This is a genomic window from Streptomyces sp. 135, from assembly GCF_020026305.1.
Lineage (GTDB): Bacteria > Actinomycetota > Actinomycetes > Streptomycetales > Streptomycetaceae > Streptomyces.
This window is the reverse complement of sequence record NZ_CP075691.1, coordinates 5,105,569-5,126,808: the sequence shown is the minus strand read 5'-3', so window position 1 is coordinate 5,126,808 and position 21,240 is coordinate 5,105,569. Positions and strand designations below refer to the sequence as shown.

The following is a 21,240-nucleotide window of genomic DNA, read 5'->3' as shown; positions in this document are numbered from 1 at the left end:
CGCCACTGACAATCGACCCGCGCACGGCGCTGACCTGCCCCAATCCCTGTCGGCGGACCGATTGTCAGTGGTGGCGCCTACCTTCGAGACATGACTCAGCAGGGGGTGCGCTGGACGGTGGACCAGGTGCTGGCACTGGCGCCTGACGCCTCGTCACGCAGGGCGGGAAGCAAACTGGGCGTCGCCGGACCGTGGTCGGAGACGGGCAGTTCCGGCGAGGGGGTGGTGTGGGGACTGTGCAGGGGCAGTGGCAGCAAGCCGTATCAGACACTCATCGACATCACGGGCGTCACAGGCAATACAGGTATCGCGGGCGTCACAGCCGCAGCGGGCCCAGCGGACGGGGCGGGTCCGGCGTACAAGTGCAGTTGCCCGAGCCGCAAGTTCCCGTGCAAACACGCGCTGGGACTGCTGCTGCTCTGGGCGGGCGCGGACGGCACCGTGCCGGGCGGGGAGCCGCCCGAGTGGGCCGAGGAATGGCTGTCGTCCCGCCGCAAAAGAGCGGAGGACAAGCGGAGTTCGCAGGCCGCGCCCCCCGCGCCGGCCGACCCTGAGGCGGCCCGCAGAAGAGCGGAGAAGCGGGCCGAGCGCATCACGGCAGGGGTGACGGAGCTGGAGCAGCGCCTGTCCGACCTGCTGCGCTCCGGTACCGCCTCCGCCGAACAGGCGGGGTACGGCCTGTGGGAGGAGACAGCCGCCCGCATGGTCGACGCACAGGCGCCAGGACTGGCGGCGCGCGTGAGGGAGTTGGGGTCCATACCCTCCTCGGGCCCCGGCTGGCCGGTACGCCTGCTGGAGGAGTGCGCCCTGCTGCACCTCCTCGACCAGGGCTGGCTGCACCGCGACGCGTTGCCGTCCGGCCTGGCCGCCACGGTCCGCTCCCGCGTCGGCCTGCCCGCCCGGCCGGAGGGTCCACCGCTGCGGGACCGCTGGCTGGTCCTCGCGCAGTACGACACCGCCGACAGCAAACTCACCACGCGCCGCGTCTGGCTGTACGGCACGGCCTCCGGCCGCACCGCGCTGCTCCTCTCCTACGGAGCGGCCGGCCGCGCCCCCGCGCTCACCCTGCCGGTGGGCCTCGCGCTCGACGCGGAGCTGACGGGATACCCGGGCGTGCGGCAGCTACGGGCCGACCTGGGCGAACAGTTCAGCACCCCGGCACCCACCGCCGAGCGGCCACCGGGCGTACGCACGGACGAGGCGGCCGCGCGCTACGGCGAGGCGCTCCGTCACGACCCGTGGCTGGAGTCCTGGCCGGTGACGCTCTCCGAGGTCATACCGGCCAAGGCCGACGGCGCTTGGCAACTGGCCGACGCGGGCGGCGGCTCGGCGCTGCCGGTGACGCCCGCCGCCGCGTCCGGGCCGGGCCTGTGGCGGCTGGTCGCCCTGTCCGGAGGAGCACCGCTGACGGTGTTCGGCGAGTGCGGCCACCAGGGCTTCACCCCGCTGACGGCCTGGCCGCGGGACGCGGAAGAGACGGTGCCGCTGTGCTGACCGACGAACGCCAGGAGGAGCAGATGCCGACCACACCCACGGCGCCTGGGGCACACACAGCGCCCGGAGCACACACAACGCCCGGGACACCGACGGCAGCCGGGACAGCGACGGCACCCGTGACACCCCCGGCAGCCGGGACACCCCGGCCACCCGATGCCGCCTCCATACGCCCGCCAGATGCCGCCTCGACGTCCCCCCGCGTCGCCTGGGAGGACCTCGTCTCGGCGGCGCTGCTCGGCACCGACCGCCGCGCACTGCCCGACCCGCTCCACACACCCGGCAAGGAGCCACCACTCGCCCTCCTCGACGAGGCGGCGGTGCAGACGGTCCGCCGCAGGGCGGGACTGCGCCCGGCACCGGCCGCCACCCCGCCCAGTAAGCGGCGCGGGACCCAGGCCGCCGGTGCCGCCCGCGGCCCGTCGCAGGCTCGCCACGCTGCTCACCGACCAGCCCGGCCTCGGGAGCGGCGGCCGACGCGGCGCGACGCCGGACCTGATGGAACTGCTCCCCCAGTGGCTCGCCCTGGCCAACGCCCGGGGGTACGGCGCGCCGCCCGAACTGCTCCCCGCCCTCCTGAACGCGGCGCGCGGCCGTACGGACCTGCGTCCCCAGGCGCTCGCCTTCGCGGGCCCCAGGGCCCTGTGGCTGGCCCGCCTGAATCCGGACTGGAAGTTCGCGCTCCGGGCCACTCCGGGAGGCGGCGTGGCCCTGCCCTCCACGGACGACGCGCCCAAGGTCCGCCAGCTGTGGGAAGAGGGCCTCTTCGCCGAACGGGTCGCGCTCCTGACCACGCTCCGCGCACGCGACGCGCATGCCGCGCGGCAGCTGCTCGCCACGACCTGGCCGACGGAGCGTGCGGAGGACCGCCTGATGTTCCTCGATTCGCTCCGCACGGGCCTGTCCGCCGCGGACGAGCCGTTCCTCGAGCAGGCCCTCACCGACCGCAGCCGAAACGTCCGGTCCACGGCTGCGGAGTTGCTCTCCGCGCTCCCCGACTCGCCACTGGCCGGGCGGATGGCCGCGCGGGCGGCCTCCTGCGTGGCCGTGGACCACGTGTCGAGCACGCCGACCCTCACGGTCGAGGCCCCGCACGAGTGCGACGCGGGCATGGAGCGGGACGGCATCGTCGCCAAGCCCCCGGCCGGCCGGGGCGAGCGCTCGTGGTGGCTGGGCCAGCTGGTGGAGGCCGCGCCGCTCACCACCTGGCGCACCCGGCTGGGGAATCGCACACCGGCCGAGATAGTGGCGCTCCCGGTGGCCGACGACTGGCGCGGCGAGCTGCACGCCGCGTGGTGCCGCGCGGCCGTGCGCCAACGGGACGCGACCTGGTCCAGGGCCCTGCTCGGCATGCCCGCGTCCCCCGACGCCGCGGGCCCCGGAGCCGTGTCGCTCGCCGAGCGCGCCAAGCTCCTCGCCTCGCTGCCCGCGACGGACCGGGCGGAGTGGGTCGCAGGTTTCATCGCCGCGCACGGTCTGTCCGAGGCGTTCCAGCTGCTCGGGGTGTGCGCGGTCCCCTGGGCCGAGCCCCTGGGCCGCGCGGTCGTCGACGCGTTGAACATCGCGCGGGACGCGGGCAGCTACCCCTGGAGCTTCAGCGGGGTCATGGGCCTCGCGGAGCGCTGTCTCGACCCCTCCGAAGCGGTCCGCCTGGAGGCGCTCACCGCGATCCCGGACGAACCGGAGGACGCGTCACCGGGCGCGGGCAGCTACTGGTCGGAGGCGTTCCAACGCCTGGTCACCACGCTGCGCCTGCGCGCGGCCATACGCGACGAGCTCCCGCCGCTCCCCGAACCCCGCACGGAGCGCGGGATCACGTGAGGGGGCAGGCGGGAGCCCCAGGGCCACCGCCCTGGAACAGCCGCAGGATTCAGGCCCCGGCGGGCTGCTGCACGTTGGCCCGCACCCATTCCACGATCGAGGTCGTGGTGGCTCCGGGGGTGAAGATCTCCGCGACGCCCTTCTCCTTCAGCGGCGCGATGTCCGCCTCCGGGATGATCCCGCCGCCGAAGACCAGGATGTCCTGCGCGTCCCGCTCCTTCAGGAGTTCGAGCACCCGCGCGAACAGCGTGTTGTGCGCCCCGGACAGGATGGAGAGGCCGATCGCGTCGGCGTCCTCCTGGATCGCGGTGTCCACCACCTGCTCGGGCGTCTGGTGCAGCCCGGTGTAGATGACCTCCATACCGGCGTCACGCAGCGCCCGCGCGATCACCTTGGCCCCGCGGTCGTGCCCGTCGAGCCCCGGCTTGGCGACCACCACGCGGATCGGCCCGGCTGCCACACCCATCACTGCCTCCATGTACCGATATCCGTACCGACAACCATCTGTCCAAGCACAGATACCCCGCACCACACCGGCCGGGGAAGTGAACGAACGTTATCCACAGCATCGCGCAAGCGGCAGTTTCACGGTGGAGAGGGAGGGGGAAATCACACGTTGGGACATGTTCGCTGCGCGCCGTCCACCAACCAGGGGTTCACGCTCCGCATCCGGACCAGGCGCGAGGGGAGCCGCAACGAGATCGCCGCACCACCATGCCGTCAGCCGCACGGCATGGTGGTCCGGTGCACCGGCGACGTCACGGGGGTACGGAGCCGCCACACCACGGCGGCACCGCACGCCTTCGCGGAGCCGGCTCCTCGCCCACGACTCCCCCTAGGGCGCACGGGGGACGAAGACGCCCTCCCGTGCGCCGTCGGGAGGTCGACGATGCCGGTCACAGGGGCCCGCCCCTTTCGCTTCCGCAGCTTTCCGCTGCCAGACCTGCCCGCACTGCCGGCCCTGCCCGCGTTCCTGACGCCGTCGACCCTGCCCGCACTGCCCCCGCTGTCGGCACTGCCCGCACTGCTGGCGCTGCCCTCGCTGCCCGCAGTACCGACGCTGCCTTCGCTGCCCGCCCTGCCCCGGCTGCCTTCCCTGGCCGCCCTGCACGCCAAAGCGGCAGGCCGTATCTCCCTGGCCCTCCTGAAGTCAACCGCCCTGGAACTGGCGATCCTCGCGGGCCACCTCGTCCTCTACCCCTCGGGCATCGCCCAGGAGCGCCGGACGGCCCCCGTCCAGCCGCCGCCCGACGCCCCTCGCCTCCCCGCGGACGACAGGCCTCCGGTTCTTCTCCTGCACGGCTTCATCGACAACCGCTCCGTCTTCGTCCTGCTCCGCCGCGCCCTCGCCCAGGACGGCGGACGCCGCGTGGGGTCCCTCAACTACTCCCCGCTCACCTGTGACATCCCTGCCGCCGCCGAGCTGCTCGGCCGCCACGTCGAGGAACTCTGCGAGCGCACGGGCCACCGCCGGGTGGACGTCGTCGGACACAGCCTCGGCGGCCTGATCGCCCGCTATTACGCGCAGCGCCTCGGCGGCGACATACGCGTACGCACGCTGGTCACGCTCGGCACTCCGCACGCGGGCACGCGGGTCGCGCCGCTCGCCGACGCGCATCCGATCGTGCGGCAGATGCGCCCGGGCTCCGCCGTGATCGAGGAGCTGAAGGAACCGGCGCCGGACTGCCGCACCCAGTTCGTGAGCTTCTGGAGCGACCTGGACCAGACCATGGACCCGCTGGAGACGGCGTGCGTCGACCACCCCGACCTGCTCGTGCAGAACATCCGGGTAACCGGAATCGGCCATCTCGCGCTGCCGGTGCACCCGGCGGTGGCGAACGGCGTACGTCAGGCACTCGACCTGGCGAATCCAGGAGCCGACGCGAGGCAAGAACCGGGCGGACTCACGGTCGCCTGACCACGACCGGGCATCGGGTCACGGACCCGATCCACGCCCCCGGACATCGAACGCGGCTCGAACGCAGGGCCAAGGCTGTGCCCACAGTCCCCCGAAAGACGGCCGAATGCCCGTTTCCTGAGAGGGCGAAACCTGCCGAAGATTGTCGCGCCCGTATACCGCCGGGTACAGTCGCCGCACTGCTCTGCCCCTGCTGCCGAGGCGAAAGAGAAGTTGGTGAACGACCGTCACCCGTCGGGGAGCTCGACTCCCCAGCCCTCGGCACCTGGCGCCGACTACGCGACGTACGATCCACACAGCGCCGAGCACGGCGGCTACGGCTACGACGCCCACTCCACCGGCACTTTGGACACCGGCAGCTTCAGCACCGGCAGCTTCGACACCGGTACGTTCGCCACCGATCCGCTCTTCGGCGACATGCCCGGCACCGAGTACGGCACGGGCCAGTGGGCGACCACCACCACCGCCCAGCAGCAGACGGCCGACTACGACGCGTACGCCGGGCAGCACCACGCCGCCGCGTACGACACCGGCAGCTACGACACCACCTCCGCGTGGACGACCGGCGACTACCAGCACCTCGCCGACATTCCGGCCCAGCAGGGCCCGGACAGCTCGGGTCAGTGGGACGCCACCGCCTGGAACCAGGGACCCTCGACCGGCCAGTGGGAGACGCAGGTCTTCGAGACGCAGACCTTTGAGACGGGCGCCTTCGAGACGGGCACGTTCGACTCGGGCACGTTCGACGCCGCGGCGTGGAACTCGCCCGACGAAACGCACGGGACATCCGAGGCGCACGAGGCAAACGAAGCGCACGAAGCAAACGGCGCGCCCGCGAACCAAGGGGCGCACGACACGTCGCACGAGCCGCACGACGCGCCCCACCCGTACGAGACCGCGGAATCCGAGAATCCGCAGCCGTACGAACTCACCGAGCAGTACGAGATCGCCGCCGACGCCCCCTACACGGCCACGGAGCCGGAGCCGGCTCCGGAAGGCCCGGCTCCGGGGTCCCGCGCCGCCGCCCGCGGCAAGAACGGCGGCTCCGGCGCGGGCCGGTCCCGGACCCGCCGCCGCACCCCCGCCAAGCGCTCCGCCCTGTTCACCGTCGCCGTGCCGTCCGCCTGCGTGATGGGCGTCGCCGGAGTGGCCGCCGCCTCCGTGGGCAGCTTCGGCGGGGACGAGGCCAAGGACACGACCGCCTCGGCCCCGGACACCACGTCCGTGAAGCCCTCCACCGCCAACAACAAGCTGGACACCCAGCTGGCGAACCTCTCCGCGGACGCCGGTGACTTCGCGGACCGCGCGAGCCGCACGCAGGAGCGCATCGACCTCAAGGCCGAGCAGGTGGCCGCCGAGAAGAAGGCGGCCGCGGAGGCGGCACGCAAGGAGCGGCTCCGCCCCAAGTTCGCCCTGCCGGTCAAGCAGCACGGACTGAGCGCGTACTACGGACAGGCCGGCGTCAACTGGATGTCCGCCCACTCCGGCATCGACTTCCCCGTGTCGTACGGCACGGAAGTCCTCGCCGCCACCGACGGCACCGTCTCCACGAAGTGGAACAGCGCCTACGGCAACATGGCGATCGTGACCGCCAAGGACGGCACGGAGACGTGGTACTGCCACCTCTCCACGCACAAGATCTCCACCGGGCCCGTGAAGGCGGGCGAGGTCATCGCCTTCTCCGGCAACTCCGGCAACTCCACGGGACCGCACCTGCACTTCGAGGTGCGCCCCAGCGGCGGCTCGGCGATCGACCCGCTGCCGTGGCTGCGCAGCCACGACCTCGACCCGACGTAACGTAACTCCGGCCGCCGCCCGGGGCGTTACAGCTTCTCGACCGGCGCGTACCGCAGCAGGAGCCGCTTCGGCTTGGGCTCGCCGAAGTCCACCGTCGCCTCGGCGTTCGCACCCGTGCCCTTCACTCCGACCACGGTCCCGAGGCCGAACTGGTCGTGCGTGACCCGGTCCCCGACAGCCAGCGAGACCACCGGCTTCTCCGAGGCGCGGCGCGTGGCGAAGCCCTGCGCGCCGCCCGTGCGCGAACGCGACGAGGACAGCGACGAGGTGATGCCCGCGGCGGGACCCGACGACGCGGGGGCGCCGACAGAGCCCTTCCGCTTCCAGTCCAGATACGTATCCGGAATCTCTTCGAGGAAGCGCGACGGGGGGTTGTACGAGGGCTGGCCCCAGGCGCTGCGCATCGAGGACCGCGTCAGATAGAGCCGTTCACGCGCGCGCGTGATGCCCACGTAGGCGAGGCGGCGCTCCTCCTCCAGCTCCTTGACCTGCCCGAGGGAGCGCATGTGCGGGAAGACGCCGTCCTCCATGCCGGTCAGGAACACCACGGGGAATTCGAGGCCCTTGGCGGTGTGGAGCGTCATCAGGGTGATGACTCCGGAGCCGTCGTCCTCCTCATCCGGAATCTGGTCGGAGTCGGCGACGAGCGCGACGCGCTCCAGGAAGTCGGAGAGCGTGCCGGCCGGGGCGGCGGCCCCTTCGTCGCCTTCCGCTGGGCCTTCCGCCTGGCCGTCCTCCTGAGCACCGGCCGCCTGGGCGTTCTCCTGCTCGAACTCCAGCGCGACGGCGGCGAGTTCCTGGAGGTTCTCGATACGGGTCTCGTCCTGCGGGTCGGTCGAGGCCTGCAACTCGGCGAGGTAGCCGGTCCGTTCGAGTACGGCCTCCAGGACGACGGCCGGGCCCGCGCCGGACTCGACGACGGTCCGCAGCTCCTCCATGAGCGTGTTGAACCGCTTGACGGCATTGGTCGAGCGGGCCGCCATTCCGTACGCCTCGTCGACGCGGCGCAGCGCCTGCGGGAAGGAGATCTTCTCGCGCTGCGAGAGCGCGTCGATCATCGCCTCGGCGCGGTCGCCGATGCCCCTCTTGGGGACGTTGAGGATGCGGCGCAGCGGGACCGCGTCCTCGGGGTTGGCGAGGACCCGCAGGTAGGCCAGCACATCGCGGACCTCCTTGCGCTCGTAGAAGCGGACGCCGCCGACGACCTTGTAGGGCAGGCCGACACGGATGAAGATCTCTTCGAAGACACGCGACTGGGCGTTCGTGCGGTAGAAGATCGCGACGTCGCCGGCCTTCGCGTCACCCGCGTCCGTGAGCCGGTCGATCTCGTCCGCGACGAACTGCGCCTCGTCGTGCTCGGTGTCTGCCACGTAGCCGGTGATGCGGGCGCCCGCGCCCTGGTTGGTCCACAGATTCTTCGGGCGGCGGCTCTCGTTCCGCTCGATGACCGCGTTCGCGGCGCTCAGGATCGTCTGCGTGGAGCGGTAGTTCTGCTCCAGGAGGATCGTGGTCGCGTCGGTGTAGTCCTCCTCGAACTGGAGGATGTTGCGGATCGTGGCGCCGCGGAAGGCGTAGATCGACTGGTCCGCGTCACCCACCACGCACAGCTCCGCCGGGTCGTCGCCCTCGCCACCGGAGGGTCCGACCAGCTCGCGCACCAGGGCGTACTGCGCGTGGTTGGTGTCCTGGTACTCGTCGACCATGACGTGCCGGAAGCGGCGGCGGTAGTGCTCGGCGACGTCCGGGAAGGCGCGCAGGAGGTGGACCGTCGTCATGATCAGGTCGTCGAAGTCCAGCGCGTTCGCCTCGCGCAGGCGTGACTGGTACATGGCGTAGGCCTGGGCGAGGGTCTTCTCGAAGCCGTCGGCGGCCTGGGCGGCGAAGTCCTCCTCGTCGATCAGCTCGTTCTTCAGATTCGAGATCTTGGCGCTGAAGGACTTCGGCGGGAACTTCTTCGGGTCGAGGTCCAGGTCACGGCAGACCAGGGCCATCAGGCGCTTGGAGTCCGCGGCGTCGTAGATCGAGAAGGAGGACGTGAAGCCGAGCTTCTTGTACTCGCGGCGCAGGATGCGGACGCAGGCGCTGTGGAACGTCGAGACCCACATCGCGTTGGCCCGGGGGCCGACGAGCTGCTCTACGCGCTCCTTCATCTCGCCCGCGGCCTTGTTCGTGAAGGTGATCGCGAGGATCTGCCCCGGGTGCGCGCCGCGCTCCGCCAGGAGATACGCGATGCGGTGGGTCAGCACCCGGGTCTTGCCCGAACCGGCGCCGGCCACGATGAGCAGCGGGGAGCCGGCGTGCACGACCGCCGCACGCTGGTTCTCGTTCAGCCCCTCCAGGAGCGTCGCCGGGTCGATGACCGGGCGCGGGGCCCCGTCGCGGTAGTGCGTGTCCCGGGTCATGGGCACGTCGAACTTCCCGTCGAACAAGTCGTCCGGAACCGGTTCCGGAGCGCTGTCCTCGGGCGGCGGCGGGGGCTCTTCGTCCGTGGCCCGGGAAGGCCGGAGGTCCGCCAGGAAGCTGTCATCAAAGAGGCTGCTCATCGCCTCCCGAGTCTAGGCGGCCCCACTGACAACCCGCCCCGGGTTCCGGCCACCTTCCTCCCGGGCCCGTCCGGCGTGCGCCTGTCTACGCCTCACCTACGCCACGCCCACACCCGGTCACGCTCCGCAACAGCGCCGCCTGCCCGACCCCGGCGCCCCGGAAAGTAACGGAAATGTATCGGGCATAAGGAACATCAACCTTCACACGCGCCACACGAGTTGGCTAGCGTGCTCCGCGGGCCGCTCGTCCCCCCACCGGCGAATCCCGCCGGGAACGGGTTGCCTCCGCCGAGTCCGACCTGTTCGGAGCCGGGGACCCACCGAAAACCTGGGGTGAATCGGCCCCGTACGCAGTACGGGACCGTAGGGCAACCTTCCGGACCATCCGCCCGAACCCGACAGCTAACCCGGTAGGCGGTCTACGGAAGGAGTCGCCTCCCTTGGCGTCGCACCGCAAGCCGCGGACCCGGACAGCCGGAATACGCACCGCCCCCGCCGTCGGCATCACGACGGCCGCCCTCACCTCCGTGGCGCTCCTGTCACAGGCCGCGCAGGCGGCCCCCTCCGCACCGGCGAAGCCCAGCCTCGAAGAGGTGCGGAAGAAGGTCGACGACCTGTACCACCAGGCGGGCGTGGCCACCCAGAAGTACAACTCGGCCAAGGAGAAGACCGAGAAGCAGCGCAAGAAGGCCGACCGGCTGCTCGACGACGTGGCCGAGCGCGCGGACAGGCTGAACGAGGCGCGCCAGAAGCTCGGCTCCATCGCCGCCGCCCAGTACCGCACCGGGGCCGTCTCCCAGACCGCCACGATGATGCTCGCCAAGGATCCGCAGGGTTTCTTCGACCAGAACCACCTGGCGGACAGGCTGACCAAGCGGCAGAAGAAGGCCGTCGACGACTACCAGGCGCAGCAGGCGTCGGCGACGAAGCAGCGTACGAAGGCCGCGCGGAGCGTGGAGACGCTGAGCGACTCGCGGGACGATCTCAGGACGAGCAAGGAGACCGTCCAGAAGAAGCTGGGCGAGGCGCGTGAACTGCTCTCGGAGCTGACCGCCGAGGAGAAGGCCCGGCTCGCCGCGATCGAGCGGACGAAGGAGCGGGAGGCCAAGCGCAAGGCCGAGGAGCTGGCCCGCAAGGAGGTCGCCGAGGCGGAGCGCAAGCGCAAGGCGGAGGAGGCGGCCAGGAAGGAGCGGGAGGAGCAGGGGCAGGGGGAGGGCCAGGATTCCGGGTCGGGTTCCGGATCGGGTTCCGGCGCCGGTTCGGATGCGGGTTCAGGCCCGGGCGGGGGCTCAGGCTCCGGTGGCGGCTCGGGCTCCGGAAGCACCGGCGGAAGTTACGCCACCAAGGCCGCGAAGGTCATCGACTTCGCGGAGGCACAGATCGGCAAGCCGTACGTATGGGGCGCGACCGGGCCCGACTCCTACGACTGCTCCGGGCTCACCCAGGATGCCTGGAAGGCGGCGGGGATCACCCTGCCCCGCACCACGTGGGACCAGGTGAAGGCCGGCACGACCGTGAAGACCGCCGACGCCGAGCCGGGCGACCTGGTCTTCTTCTACGACGACATCAGCCACGTGGGGATCTACATCGGCGGCGGCAAGATGATCCACGCCCCGAAGCCGGGCGCGAAGGTCCGCGTCGAATCGATCTACTACATGCCGATCCACAGCGTGGTGCGCCCGGCGTAGCCGCGGAAGGTCACCCTCTACGCGCGCGTGGCCCGCACTCCCGAAGGAGCGCGGGCCACGCGCGTAACCGGTTCGGGGATCAGGTCCACAGCACGGCGATGAAGACGTTCGCCGTGGTCAGCAGCCCCACCGCGCCGAACACACCCTTGTCGATCTTCTCCTCGTCCCGCTTCACATAGACCAGCGCGAGGATCACGATCAGCACGGCCATCTTGATGCCGATCTTGACGTTGTTGACCGCGTTGCCGTCCGCCTGGTTGAGACCCACGAGGGCGACGCCGGTGACGAGCATGATCAGCGCGCCGTGCAGCATCGCGGGACCGAAGCGGGCTGCGCCCTGGCCCATCTGCTTCATCTGGGTCAGGAAGCCGCCCAGGAGCGAGGCGATGCCGATGATGTGCAGGCCGACGAAGAGATGGATGAGTACGTCCATGGGGCCGGAGCCTAGCCCGGACCCGTACCGCTCCCCGCAGGCGGCCCCATAGCACCCTCCGCCGGGCCACCAGGGCGCGAACCGTCACATTGGTCACGGTCGCCCGCCAAGCCGTCACCGACCCGTCAGCAGCGCGGACAGGCGCAGTAACGATTCCGACCTTCTCCGGCAGTTGCGCACAATCCGCCTCCACGCCGTGACGCCCACGTTTAGCGTCCTCACCAGGTGACCGGCTCCCCACCGCCGCCCCGCTCAGGGCGGCAGTCGGCCACCACCGCCGAGAAACCCGGCGGCGGCCCGCTCCCCCTTTGCGGGCCGCCGCCGGCCAGGTAAGGAGCTCCTCCGTGGCAGCGCACCGCAAGCCCAGACAGCGCTCGCTCAGCGGCCACACGGCCCGCACCGCCGCCACCCTCGCCCTCGCGGCAGCCGCCTCGGTGACCGCGCTCGACGGCTCCGGGCACGCGGATCCCCGGCCCGGCCCCGCCGAGGTGAAGTCCAGGGTCGACGCGCTCTACCGCGAGGCGGAGATCGCCACCGAGAAGTACAACGGCGCGAAGGAGAAGGCCGAGAAGGCCGAGGAGTCGCTCGGCGAGCTGCGCGACGAGGCGGCCCGCAAGGCGGAGAAACTCAATGCCGCCCGCAACAGCCTGGGTTCGTACGCGACAGCGCAGTACCGCGCGGGCGGCATCGACCCCTCCATGCAGCTCGCGCTCTCCTCGGACCCCGATCAGTTCCTGGACCGCGCCTCTCTCGCCGACCGGGCGGGCAGCCGCCAGGCCGCGGCCATCGGCGGCGTACGCAAGAGGCTCCGGGAGTTCGACCAGCTGCGTACCGAGGCTGACGACCGTCTGGCCACCCTCCGCGCACGCCAGGCGGACCTGAAGAAGCACAAGAAGACCGTCACCGGCAAGCTCGGCGAGGCCAAGCGGCTGCTGGCCCGGCTCACCGAGGAACAGCGCGTGGAGTTCGCGAGGCTCGCGGACGAGGACCAGGGCGGTCACAGCGGCCGGGCCGACCGTTCCAAGGCCCGTGACACACCCCCGAGCGGCGCTGCCAAGGCCCCCAACGCCCGCGCCGCCACCGCCGTTTCCTACGCGTACAAAGCCATCGGCAGCCCCTACGTGTGGGGCGCGACGGGCCCGAGCGCCTTCGACTGCTCAGGGCTGATCCAGGCCGCGTACCGCTCGGCGGGTGTGTCGCTGCCCCGCACCACCTACGCCCAGATCGCGGCGGGCGAGCGTATCCCGCGCTCCGCTTTGCGCCCCGGTGACCTGGTGTTCTTCTACTCGGGCATCACCCACGTCGGCATGTATGTGGGCAACGGCCAGATGATCCACGCTCCCAACCCGAGCGCCCCGGTCCGGCTCGCCCCGATCGACCAGATGCCGTTCGCCGGTGCCACGCGGGTGGCGTGAAGCGGCCCGGCGGCCCCCAGTACTGTCGGGTCCATGCCCAGCCGTACGTTGCCGCCACCTCCCCCGCCCCCGTATCTGCGTACCTGGCCGGACCGGCAGGCCCTGCTGACCGACCGCGGCCTGGCCCTTCACGAACTGCGCAGGCGGCACCTGGGAGTGCACCGGCTCCTCTTCCTGTGGCTGTGCGCAGCCGCTGCCGTCATCGGCTGGGCGCTGCTGATGCAGCCGGTCAAGCTCATCGAGGACGACGATGCCACGGGCATCATCCTCGGCCCGGTCCTCGCGGTCCTCGGCCTCGCGGCGCTGGCCCCCGCTGTGGTCGGCGTCGTCTTCAGCATCCGCCGCGACCGGCGGATACGGGAACTCGCCGATGCCTGGGTCACGTTGGACCGCCACCCGGCGTCCGACGCCCGGCTGCGCGCCCCCGGCCTCAGCCTCCTCTGGATCCTGTCCTCCCTCGCCGTGTGCGCCCTCGGCCTGTGGGTGTCCTTCGCGTCGGCCGCCTACGCCGAACCGGGCCGCCAGACCTACGCCGACGTCGTCCTCGGCATGGGCGCCGGCCTGATCCTGTGGCTGACGGGCCTGCTGGGCGCGGCCAAGGCCCTCGGCCACTACCGCTGGGCCCTGCGGAGGCTCGGCGCCGCCCCTGCCCCGACACCGGCCCCGACACGTGGCGGCATCCCTCACTGAGGCCCGCAGGTCTCACGGCGCAGGCCATGCCCCCTCAGACCAGCCGTCGCGCCGTCGCCCACCGCGTCAGCTCATGGCGGTTGGACAACTGGAGCTTCCGCAGGACGGCCGAGACATGCGACTCGACCGTCTTCACGGAGATGTAGAGCTGCTTGGCGATCTCCTTGTACGCGTACCCGCGCGCGATGAGCCGCAGGACCTCCCGCTCGCGCTGCGTGAGCCGGTCCAGGTCCTCGTCGACCGGGGGCGCGTCGGTGGAGGCGAAGGCGTCCAGCACGAAACCCGCCAGCCGCGGCGAGAACACCGCGTCGCCGTCCTGCACACGGAAGATCGAATCCACCAGGTCGGTGCCGGTGATGGTCTTGGTGACATAGCCGCGGGCACCACCCCGGATGACACCGATGACGTCCTCGGCGGCGTCGGACACCGAGAGCGCCAGGAAGCGCACGGGGTTCTCCGCGTCGGACATCAACGGCGCGCAGCGACGCAGCACTTCCACGCCGCCACCCCCCGGAAGGTGCACGTCGAGGAGGACGACCTCGGGGCGCGCGGCCGTGATGACCGTGACCGCCTGGTCGACGTCGGCGGCCTCACCGACCACCTCGACGCCCGTGATCTCGGTCCGGCCGATCTCCGCCTGCACCCCGGTGCGGAACATCCGGTGGTCGTCGACCAGGACGACTCGCACATGACGCCCGCCCGCACCGCCTTCGTCCGACCCGGTCGGCTCCGCGGGTTCCCCCGCCTCGGTCGCGTCGCTCATGTCGTCGCCGTCCTCTCCATCTCCAGCTCGACTTCCGTGCCGCCACCCGGCACCGCGCGCAGTCGCGCCGTGCCGCCGTTGCGCTGCATGCGGCCGATGATCGATTCTCGTACGCCCATGCGGTCGTCCGGTACCGCGTCCAGGTCGAATCCGGGGCCGCGGTCCCGGACGGACACGAACACCGTCTCTCCCTCGACTTCGGCGAAGACCTGCACCGCACCGCCCTCGCCACCGTACTTGGCGGCGTTCACCATGGCCTCCCTCGCGGCCTGCATCTGCGCGGTCAGGCGGTCGTCGAGCGGGCAGTCGCCGACGACGACGACCTCGATCGGGACGCCGTGCTTGTCCTCGACCTCCGCCGCGCTGTGGCGCACCGCTTCGGCGAGGGTGTCGGGCTCCTCGTCCTCGTCCTTGCCGTTGCCCTCGGGTTTGTAGAGCCAGGCCCGCAGGTCACGCTCCTGGGCCCGGGCGAGGCGGCGCACCTCGCCCGGGCTCTCCGCGTTGCGCTGGATCAGGGTGAGGGTGTGCAGCACGGAGTCATGGACATGGGCGGCGACCTCGGCTCTCTCCTGGGCACGGATGCGCATCAACCGCTCCTCGGAGAGATCCTGCGCCATGCGGACGAGATAGGGGCCGGCGAGGAGCGCGATGCCGACGAGCACGGCGAGGGCGGCCTGGAGCACGGCGCCCAGGTGGGCGGCGGAGCCCTGGAGCACGAAGATGCCGGTCACCCCGGCGCCGACCAGGAGGACACCGGCGGCCGAGCGGGCGAGCGTCAGGGTGCGTCTGCGTCTGCCCACGGCCATCCAGCGGGCCCGGCGGGCGTTGTCGGCCTGCCGCCAGACCAGGGCGACGCCCGCGGCGACGAGCAGGGTCGGGACGACATACGCCTTGGTCGAGCCGTCCAGGTTCACGTTGCCGACGAAGACCATGGAGACGACGACCATCGCGAGGAGCGCGACGATCTGTCCCTTGTCCGGCTTGCGGGCCACGAGTCTGCGGCGGCCGTCGGCCGATGTCTCGCTCGTGACGGCCGCGGGTGGCCGCTCGGCGTCGACACCGCCGATACCGAGCGGGACGAAGAACCAGAACGCCGCGTACAGCAGAGCGCCGAGGCCGTCCGCCGTGAACAGGCCGACGAAGACGAGCCTGACCCAGATCACGGGCAGTCCGAGGTGTCCCGCGAGACCGCGTGCGACACCGCCGAGCCAACGCCCGTCACCGCTGCGGTAGAGCTTGCGCAGCGGTCGGACGTCGTCGAGGGGAGGTGCGGCGGCTTCCGGCATGCCTCGATATTCACACGCGGGCGCGGACGGGGGCATCAGGGTCGATCCCCGAGACTTCCCTGATCTCGACCCCTGCCCCGCCCCTGTCAGGGTGGGAGCCCGAGGAGTCTCAGGGGAGATATCAGGGTCGGGCCAGGGTCTTCCCGACTGCCGCGGCGGGCTCGGGGCGGTCACCATGGATACATGACAGATCAGCAGCCCGCCGAGACGGAGACCGAGGCCGCCATCCGCGACGCCCTGCGCGATGCGTACGGCGCGCCGGACGCTCCCGCGGCCGGTCATGGGCCGGGCCTGCCCGTGGAGGAGCGCAAGTTCCGCCGCGACCGTCGGCACAGAAGGCTCGGCGGCGTGTGCGCGGGGCTCGGGCGGCACTGCGACATGGACCCGGTGATCTTCCGCATCGGCGTCGCGGTCCTCGCCATCACGAGCGGCCTCGGCCTGGTCTTCTACGGCTTCGCCTGGCTCTTGGTGCCGTACGAGGACGAGGAGGAGAACGAGGCGCGCAGGCTCCTCTCCGGCCGGGTCGACGGCCAGGCGCTGACGGCCGTGCTCTTCGCGCTCGTCGGCTGCGGCGTCTTCCTCACCTTGTTGAACAACGGCGGGGCACTCACCTTCGCCGCCGTCCTGACCCTGCTCCTCGCGGGCGCGGGGTATTGGTCGCAGCAGCGCGGCACCCCGGACTCGGACCCGGTCGCCGCACAGGCCGCGGCGGACGCCCCGCCCGAGGCGAAGGCCCCGCCCGTCGCCAGCAGCCCTTCCTGGTGGCGTGACCCGATCGTCAAGGACGGCACACACGACGGACTCTCCGGCTACTTCTGGGGACCGGAGGGCCTCGACATCGCCTACCAGCCGACGGGCCACCAAGGCGTGCCCCGGGCCGAACCGGCTGCCGCCCCGCCGCCCAAGCCGCGCGGGCCGCGGTGGATCGGCGGCTGGGTGTTCCTCCTCGCCCTGGTCGCCGGTGGTTTCGGCACCGGCCTGACCTGGGAGAGCCAGCCCCTCGGCACGACGCTTCAGACCGGCCTGGCCTGCGCGCTCGCGGTGTTCGGTCTCGGCATCGCGATCAGCGCCTTCCTGGGGCGCACGGGGGCGGGTTCGATCGTGCTCGCGGTGCTCACCGCCGGGCTCCTCGCGGCCACGGCGGCCCTCCCGAAGAACATCACGACGCACTACGCCCGCACCCACTGGATACCGGCGACGGCGGCGGACGTCCGCCCCCAGTACGAACTGGGTCTCGGCACGGGCACACTCGACCTGAGCAAGATCGACATCGGCAAGGGCCGGACGCTGGAGACCAGCGCCGAGGCCGGCGCGGGTGACCTCAGAGTGATCGTGCCGAAGGACGCCACCGTGCGGCTGCACGCGGAAGTAGGCGTCGGCGACATCGTGTTGCCGAACGACAAGGGCAAGGATCTGGACATCGCGCCGGGCCGGGAGAAGAAGGTGACGCTGAAGCCGCCCACCGGTGGCAAGGACGGCGGCACGCTCGATCTGCGGCTCGAAGTGGGCGTCGGACAAGCGAAGGTGACCCGTGCTACGTCATGAACTTCACCCCGGCAAGCTGGTGGCAGGCCTCTCCCTGCTGGCGGTCGCCGTCGTGTACGCGGGCGACGCGGGCGGCGCGTGGGAAGCGCCGTGGTTCGTGGCGCTCCCCCTGGTGATGGTGGGCCTGCTGGTCGCGTGCGTGGCGGCGGCGATCCATGGGATACGCCCGCACGGCCCGGCCCGTCGCAGCGGCCGTGCCCGGGGCGGCGAGGAGCCGCGGCTGCGGGAGTAGGCCCCGGTCATCGGCGGCCGCGCACCTGGGGCTTGGCGGAGTCCCAGGGCTCCCCTCGGCGGGCGGCGAGCATGGCGTCCACGGAGAGGACGGAGGCCCCGGCGAGCACCAGCGGCAGCCATGCCATCAGGTACGCCAGGTCGTTGCCGTAGTAGTAGGGCTCCTCGGCCCAGCTGACGGTCAGCCACAGGCTGAGCGAGATCAGCGCACCGCCCAGAGCGGCGACGCGGGCGAACAGGCCGAGCAGGGTGCCGATGCCGACGACCAGTTCACCTAGGGCGATGGCGTAGCCGAAGCCGACGGGGTTCTTGAGGGAGAGGTCGACCAGAGCGGGGATCGCGGAGATCTCGCGGACGCCCTCCATCGTCGCGCCGATCGAGCCGACTCCGTCGGCGCGCATGAAGGCGCTGTCCGTGAGTTTGTCCAGGCCGGCGTAGATGAAGGTGACGCCGAGGAAGATCCGCAGAGGCAGCAGGGCATAGCGGGTGGCGGACTGCCGCCAGTCGTCCCGCCGTCGGTATCCGGTGTGGCTGTCCGTCCGCATGCCGTGAGCCATGGCTGTGCCGCCTCTCCCGTAGCCCCGTCTTCCGACCATACGTAGGAGAAGGGTCCGCTGCTCACCGCTCTGTGGCGGGAATTTCACGACACCGAACATCGACGTCAAGGGGGATCTGATGCGTCAGCCGAAGTGGGTCGGCCGATGGCTGGGGGTGTGGGCTCAGTCCGTGACGTCGATTGTGACGCGGTTCGTCTCCACGCCCGCGGCGGTGACGACCTGCACGTCGACACGGCCCGGCTCGACATCGACCGGGACGGGCACGGTCAGCGTCGTGTCGGCCGGGTTGCTGAAGCCACCGGGCACCGGCACGAGCGGTACGTGGACGTGCACGGCGCCGATCCGGACGACCATGCGGGCGAGCCGGTCCGCGTCGCCCGCACCGGGTGGCACGAAGCCCGCGCCGCGGATCTCGATGTCGTCGCCGGTGCGGATCGGGGCGTCGAGATCACCGGCCTCCCGCGCCCGGACGACGGAGAGGATCACGGGACGGCCGCCTTCGGAGTACTTCCCCGCGAGGTATGTCGCGGCAGACACCAGGACCAGTACGGCGAGTCCCCACGGAAGATCGGGCAGTTGCTCGGGCCGCCGCGCGAGGCGGACGGCGGCGAAGACCACGGCGACGGCGCTGACCAGGACGTACTGCGCGTCGGTGAAACTGCCGCGGCCCGCGTCGTCGGTGAGCGGGTCGGCGGCCCGGGGCCGGTCCGCGGGCACCTTCTGGAGCCGCTGGCCCAGGACGCGCAGGCCGACGACCCTGCGGACGAGGACCGCGACCCCGCACACCACGGCGAGGACGGTCACGACCCCCGCGGCGCGGCCGAGTTCCAGCCCGGCGATCAGCTCGTCTCGTCGTCCGTGCCCGGAGGCCAGGGCCAGCTGCCCGGCGAGGACCAGCACCGAGAAGATGACCAGGAGCACCCAGCAGGCCGCCACGGCACGCGACGTGGAGAGCCGGTTGTCCTCGCCGATGACCGGTGCGAGGACGCCGCCGCGCTCCCGGTGGACGTATGCCGCGCCGGTCAGCAGCCCGCCCACGACCAGCGCGGCGAGTAGGCCCGCGGTGCGCGCAGCCGTCCAGCCGGTGCCGATCGCGGTGAACGCCTGGACGAGGAGGAGGGCGGCGAAGCAGCCCCAGACGAGGCCGAGTGTGCGTGTCCACAGGCGCCGCAGCCAGGCCTCGCCCTCTGCCCTGCCGCGCTCGGCGACGGTCCGGGCGGACTGCGTCAGCTCGTCCGACACCCACTGGCGCGACGCCCCCGCCGAATGGGCAACGGCTGCGGGCAGCCCGTGCCCGGCCGCCAGTTCGTCCCGTTTGGTGAGGAACGCGGCCACGGCGCGCCGGTGCCCCTCGCTCGCGCCGTGTGGGCAGCCGCCGCAGGTGCAGCCTCCCCCGTGCGCGTCTTGTCTCGCCTCCTGCACCGCCACCGCGTACGCCGCCTTCCCCAGCCTCGAAGCCTGTGAGGCCTGTCGTGAACTTCCTTGCAGAGAAGGGGAATTGTGCCGCACTGAAAGGCGAACGAATCCCACGGGTCAGGTCAGCGGGGGTGAATGGGCCACACGCGCGTTGACGGGGTGGCCGAGGAGGCCGGCCGGTGGCTCAGGCCAGCAGGTCCGGTTCGCTGCGGCTGATGTCCTGCCACAGCGACTGGTAGTTGATCCACGCGACCAGGTCACTGCCGAGTTGCTCGCGGGTCCGCACCGCCTGCTTGTGGCCGATCATCACCGGGCGGCCCGCGGCCCGTGCGCTCAACTGGACCTGGCAGGAGCGCTCCATGGAGAGGAACCACCAGGCCGCGGCGTCGACGGAGTCCCCCACGGTGAGCAGGCCGTGGTTGCGCAGGATCACCGCCTTGTGGCCGCCGAGCGCGGTCGCGATCCGGTGCCCCTCCTCGGTGTCCACGACGACGCCCGTGTAACCGTCGTACAGGGCGTGACTCTCGTAGAAGGCACAGGCCTCCTGGGTGATCGGGTCGAGGAGTTCACCGAGGGTGGAGAGAGCGCGCCCGTGCAGCGAATGGCAGTGGGCGACGGCGACGACGTCGGGCCTGGCCAGGTGCGCCTGGGCGTGCACGGTGAAGGCGGCCTGGTTGACGTGATACCGCCCTTCGACCACCTGCCCTTCGGCGTTGGCGAGGACGAGGTCGCTGACGGTGATGTGCTTGAAGGGCATCCCGAAGGGGTTCACCCAGAAGCAGTCCCTGTGCTCCGGGTCCCGCGCGGTGATGTGCCCGGAGACCCCGTCCTCGTACCCGAGCCGCCCGAAGATCCGCAGCGCTCCGGCGAGGCGCTCCTTCCGGTACCGCCGTTCGTCCGCCGGCGAGTCGTGCGCGGGCGGCATCGCGAACTGCAACCGTTCGACGGGTATCGGTGTGGGCGCCTGCATGTGTCCTCCATCCCTGGCTGTACGAGGCGGAAGGTACCGGTGGTACGTGCAGGTGAACAGGGGGGCGCCGCCCGGTGGGAGGGACGGGAGCGCGGGAGCGTGGAAGCCCCGGAGAGTGGGGCGAGCAAAGGCGACAGGAGATGTCTGGTATCGGCGCCACACTCGATGCATGTCGTACAACTGGGAAGCCTTCGCCGCGGCGGAGCCCGGACTCGCCGAGATCGTCGAGAAGCGCTTCGGGGCGTTCACGCACCATGTCCTCGCCACGTTGCGCAAGGACGGGTCGCCGCGTACCAGCGGGCTCGAAGTCCGTTTTCTGTCAGGGGAGTTGTGGTTGGGCATGATGCCCGGCTCCCGCAAGGCGCTGGACCTGCGCCGGGACCCGCGCTTCGCGCTCCAGTCGAATCCGGGGTCCGATCCGGAGATGGCGGAAGGCGACGTCCGTATCGCGGGCCGGGCGGTCGAGGTGCGGGACCCGCAGGTCGTCGCGCGGTATGCGGACGCGGTCAATCCGCCGGATCCGACGGCGTTCCATCTCTTCCGCACCGAACTGACGGAGGTGGTCCGCACGTACATCGAGGACGGGAAGTACCTGGCGGTGCAGCTGTGGAAGCCGGGCGCGCCGCTGCGGACGACACGCCGGACCTGACCCGGCGACCTCCCGCCCGGCGGC

17 protein-coding genes, 1 pseudogene and 1 riboswitch are annotated in these 21,240 nt (G+C 71.6%); of the genes and pseudogenes, 10 read left to right on the top strand and 8 right to left on the bottom strand.

Features of this window, described 5'->3' with window-relative positions; genetic code table 11:
- Positions 1–90 precede the first annotated feature (90 nt).
- Both KKZ08_RS23245 and KKZ08_RS23240 read left to right on the top strand, forming a co-directional pair.
- Complete coding sequence (locus KKZ08_RS23245) at positions 91–1,494, top strand: SWIM zinc finger family protein (RefSeq protein ID WP_223776283.1); 1,404 nt, start codon at positions 91–93, stop codon at positions 1,492–1,494.
- A gap of 167 nt (positions 1,495–1,661) precedes the next feature.
- Positions 1,662–3,315: pseudogene (locus tag KKZ08_RS23240) on the top strand (DUF5691 domain-containing protein).
- Between the two features lie 49 nt (positions 3,316–3,364).
- On the opposite strand, the gene KKZ08_RS23235 reads toward KKZ08_RS23240, so the two are convergent.
- Positions 3,365–3,781: a cobalamin B12-binding domain-containing protein gene (locus tag KKZ08_RS23235; protein WP_205036198.1), complete on the bottom strand. Its 417-nt coding sequence runs from the start codon at positions 3,779–3,781 to the stop codon at positions 3,365–3,367.
- A gap of 423 nt (positions 3,782–4,204) precedes the next feature.
- Here KKZ08_RS23235 and KKZ08_RS23230 point away from each other — a divergent pair, with 423 nt between their 5' ends.
- Positions 4,205–5,233 carry an alpha/beta fold hydrolase gene (locus KKZ08_RS23230; RefSeq protein ID WP_223776282.1) on the top strand — a complete coding sequence of 343 codons (1,029 nt, stop codon included), beginning with the start codon at positions 4,205–4,207 and terminating at the stop codon, positions 5,231–5,233.
- A 216-nt stretch (positions 5,234–5,449) separates the two neighbouring features.
- Positions 5,450–7,030 carry a M23 family metallopeptidase gene (locus KKZ08_RS23225; RefSeq protein WP_223776281.1) on the top strand — a complete coding sequence of 527 codons (1,581 nt, stop codon included), beginning with the start codon at positions 5,450–5,452 and terminating at the stop codon, positions 7,028–7,030.
- A 26-nt stretch (positions 7,031–7,056) separates the two neighbouring features.
- Here KKZ08_RS23225 and pcrA read toward each other — a convergent pair whose 3' ends face one another.
- On the bottom strand, positions 7,057–9,573 hold the full coding sequence (gene pcrA / locus KKZ08_RS23220) for a DNA helicase PcrA (protein WP_223776280.1): 2,517 nt from the start codon (positions 9,571–9,573) through the stop codon (positions 7,057–7,059).
- 276 nt (positions 9,574–9,849) lie between these two features.
- Positions 9,850–10,006: riboswitch (cyclic di-AMP (ydaO/yuaA leader) on the top strand.
- Between the two features lie 7 nt (positions 10,007–10,013).
- Here pcrA and KKZ08_RS23215 point away from each other — a divergent pair.
- On the top strand, positions 10,014–11,261 hold the full coding sequence (locus KKZ08_RS23215; RefSeq protein ID WP_223776279.1) for a C40 family peptidase: 1,248 nt from the start codon (positions 10,014–10,016) through the stop codon (positions 11,259–11,261).
- Between the two features lie 79 nt (positions 11,262–11,340).
- Here the strand turns inward: KKZ08_RS23215 and KKZ08_RS23210 are convergent, their stop codons facing one another.
- Positions 11,341–11,694 carry a hypothetical protein gene (locus tag KKZ08_RS23210; RefSeq protein WP_223776278.1) on the bottom strand — a complete coding sequence of 118 codons (354 nt, stop codon included), beginning with the start codon at positions 11,692–11,694 and terminating at the stop codon, positions 11,341–11,343.
- A gap of 344 nt (positions 11,695–12,038) precedes the next feature.
- On the opposite strand from KKZ08_RS23210, the gene KKZ08_RS23205 reads away from it, so the two are divergent.
- The gene (locus KKZ08_RS23205; protein WP_223776277.1) at positions 12,039–13,109 is read left to right on the top strand and encodes a C40 family peptidase; all 1,071 of its coding nucleotides are present in this window, start codon (positions 12,039–12,041) and stop codon (positions 13,107–13,109) included.
- 33 nt (positions 13,110–13,142) lie between these two features.
- Positions 13,143–13,799, top strand: a complete 657-nt coding sequence (locus KKZ08_RS23200) for a hypothetical protein (protein ID WP_223776276.1) — start codon at positions 13,143–13,145, stop codon at positions 13,797–13,799.
- Between the two features lie 34 nt (positions 13,800–13,833).
- On the opposite strand, the gene KKZ08_RS23195 is transcribed toward KKZ08_RS23200, so the two are convergent.
- Together KKZ08_RS23195 and KKZ08_RS23190 are read right to left on the bottom strand one after the other, a co-directional pair.
- On the bottom strand, positions 13,834–14,562 hold the full coding sequence (locus tag KKZ08_RS23195) for a response regulator transcription factor (protein WP_223776275.1): 729 nt from the start codon (positions 14,560–14,562) through the stop codon (positions 13,834–13,836).
- Positions 14,559–15,848, bottom strand: a complete 1,290-nt coding sequence (locus KKZ08_RS23190; RefSeq protein ID WP_223776274.1) for an ATP-binding protein — start codon at positions 15,846–15,848, stop codon at positions 14,559–14,561. The genes KKZ08_RS23195 and KKZ08_RS23190 overlap by 4 nt, the downstream gene beginning before the upstream one ends.
- Before the next feature lie 183 nt (positions 15,849–16,031).
- Here KKZ08_RS23190 and KKZ08_RS23185 point away from each other — a divergent pair, with 183 nt between their 5' ends.
- Entirely contained in the window at positions 16,032–17,393 is a 1,362-nt protein-coding gene (locus tag KKZ08_RS23185; protein ID WP_223776273.1) for a PspC domain-containing protein, read from the top strand.
- Positions 17,380–17,625 carry a hypothetical protein gene (locus tag KKZ08_RS23180; protein WP_223776272.1) on the top strand — a complete coding sequence of 82 codons (246 nt, stop codon included), beginning with the start codon at positions 17,380–17,382 and terminating at the stop codon, positions 17,623–17,625. The genes KKZ08_RS23185 and KKZ08_RS23180 overlap by 14 nt, the downstream gene beginning before the upstream one ends.
- Positions 17,626–17,632: 7 nt before the next feature.
- On the opposite strand, the gene KKZ08_RS23175 is transcribed toward KKZ08_RS23180, so the two are convergent.
- The 3 genes from KKZ08_RS23175 to KKZ08_RS23165 form a co-directional block, all read right to left on the bottom strand.
- A complete protein-coding gene (locus tag KKZ08_RS23175; protein ID WP_223776271.1) occupies positions 17,633–18,181 on the bottom strand; it encodes a DoxX family protein in 549 nt (182 codons plus the stop codon).
- Between the two features lie 162 nt (positions 18,182–18,343).
- The gene (locus tag KKZ08_RS23170; RefSeq protein WP_223776270.1) at positions 18,344–19,609 is read right to left on the bottom strand and encodes a hypothetical protein; all 1,266 of its coding nucleotides are present in this window, start codon (positions 19,607–19,609) and stop codon (positions 18,344–18,346) included.
- A gap of 172 nt (positions 19,610–19,781) precedes the next feature.
- On the bottom strand, positions 19,782–20,567 hold the full coding sequence (locus tag KKZ08_RS23165) for a class II aldolase/adducin family protein (protein ID WP_223776269.1): 786 nt from the start codon (positions 20,565–20,567) through the stop codon (positions 19,782–19,784).
- Between the two features lie 169 nt (positions 20,568–20,736).
- Here KKZ08_RS23165 and KKZ08_RS23160 point away from each other — a divergent pair, with 169 nt between their 5' ends.
- Positions 20,737–21,216, top strand: a complete 480-nt coding sequence (locus KKZ08_RS23160) for a pyridoxamine 5'-phosphate oxidase family protein (protein ID WP_223776268.1) — start codon at positions 20,737–20,739, stop codon at positions 21,214–21,216.
- The last annotated feature ends 24 nt before the right edge of the window (positions 21,217–21,240 follow it).

Bases quoted from the DNA above. Each gene is read 5' to 3' on its own strand.
- KKZ08_RS23190 (WP_223776274.1), bottom strand. From the start codon at position 15,848: ATGCCGGAAGCCGCCGCACCTCCCCTCGACGACGTCCGACCGCTGCGC.
- KKZ08_RS23185 (WP_223776273.1), top strand. From the start codon at position 16,032: ATGACAGATCAGCAGCCCGCCGAGACGGAGACCGAGGCCGCCATCCGC.
- KKZ08_RS23195 (WP_223776275.1), bottom strand. From the start codon at position 14,562: ATGAGCGACGCGACCGAGGCGGGGGAACCCGCGGAGCCGACCGGGTCG.
- KKZ08_RS23200 (WP_223776276.1), top strand. From the start codon at position 13,143: ATGCCCAGCCGTACGTTGCCGCCACCTCCCCCGCCCCCGTATCTGCGT.
- KKZ08_RS23235 (WP_205036198.1), bottom strand. From the start codon at position 3,781: ATGGGTGTGGCAGCCGGGCCGATCCGCGTGGTGGTCGCCAAGCCGGGG.
- KKZ08_RS23165 (WP_223776269.1), bottom strand. From the start codon at position 20,567: ATGCAGGCGCCCACACCGATACCCGTCGAACGGTTGCAGTTCGCGATG.
- KKZ08_RS23230 (WP_223776282.1), top strand. From the start codon at position 4,205: ATGCCGGTCACAGGGGCCCGCCCCTTTCGCTTCCGCAGCTTTCCGCTG.
- KKZ08_RS23245 (WP_223776283.1), top strand. From the start codon at position 91: ATGACTCAGCAGGGGGTGCGCTGGACGGTGGACCAGGTGCTGGCACTG.
- pcrA (WP_223776280.1), bottom strand. From the start codon at position 9,573: ATGAGCAGCCTCTTTGATGACAGCTTCCTGGCGGACCTCCGGCCTTCC.
- KKZ08_RS23175 (WP_223776271.1), bottom strand. From the start codon at position 18,181: ATGGCTCACGGCATGCGGACGGACAGCCACACCGGATACCGACGGCGG.
- KKZ08_RS23160 (WP_223776268.1), top strand. From the start codon at position 20,737: ATGTCGTACAACTGGGAAGCCTTCGCCGCGGCGGAGCCCGGACTCGCC.
- KKZ08_RS23210 (WP_223776278.1), bottom strand. From the start codon at position 11,694: ATGGACGTACTCATCCATCTCTTCGTCGGCCTGCACATCATCGGCATC.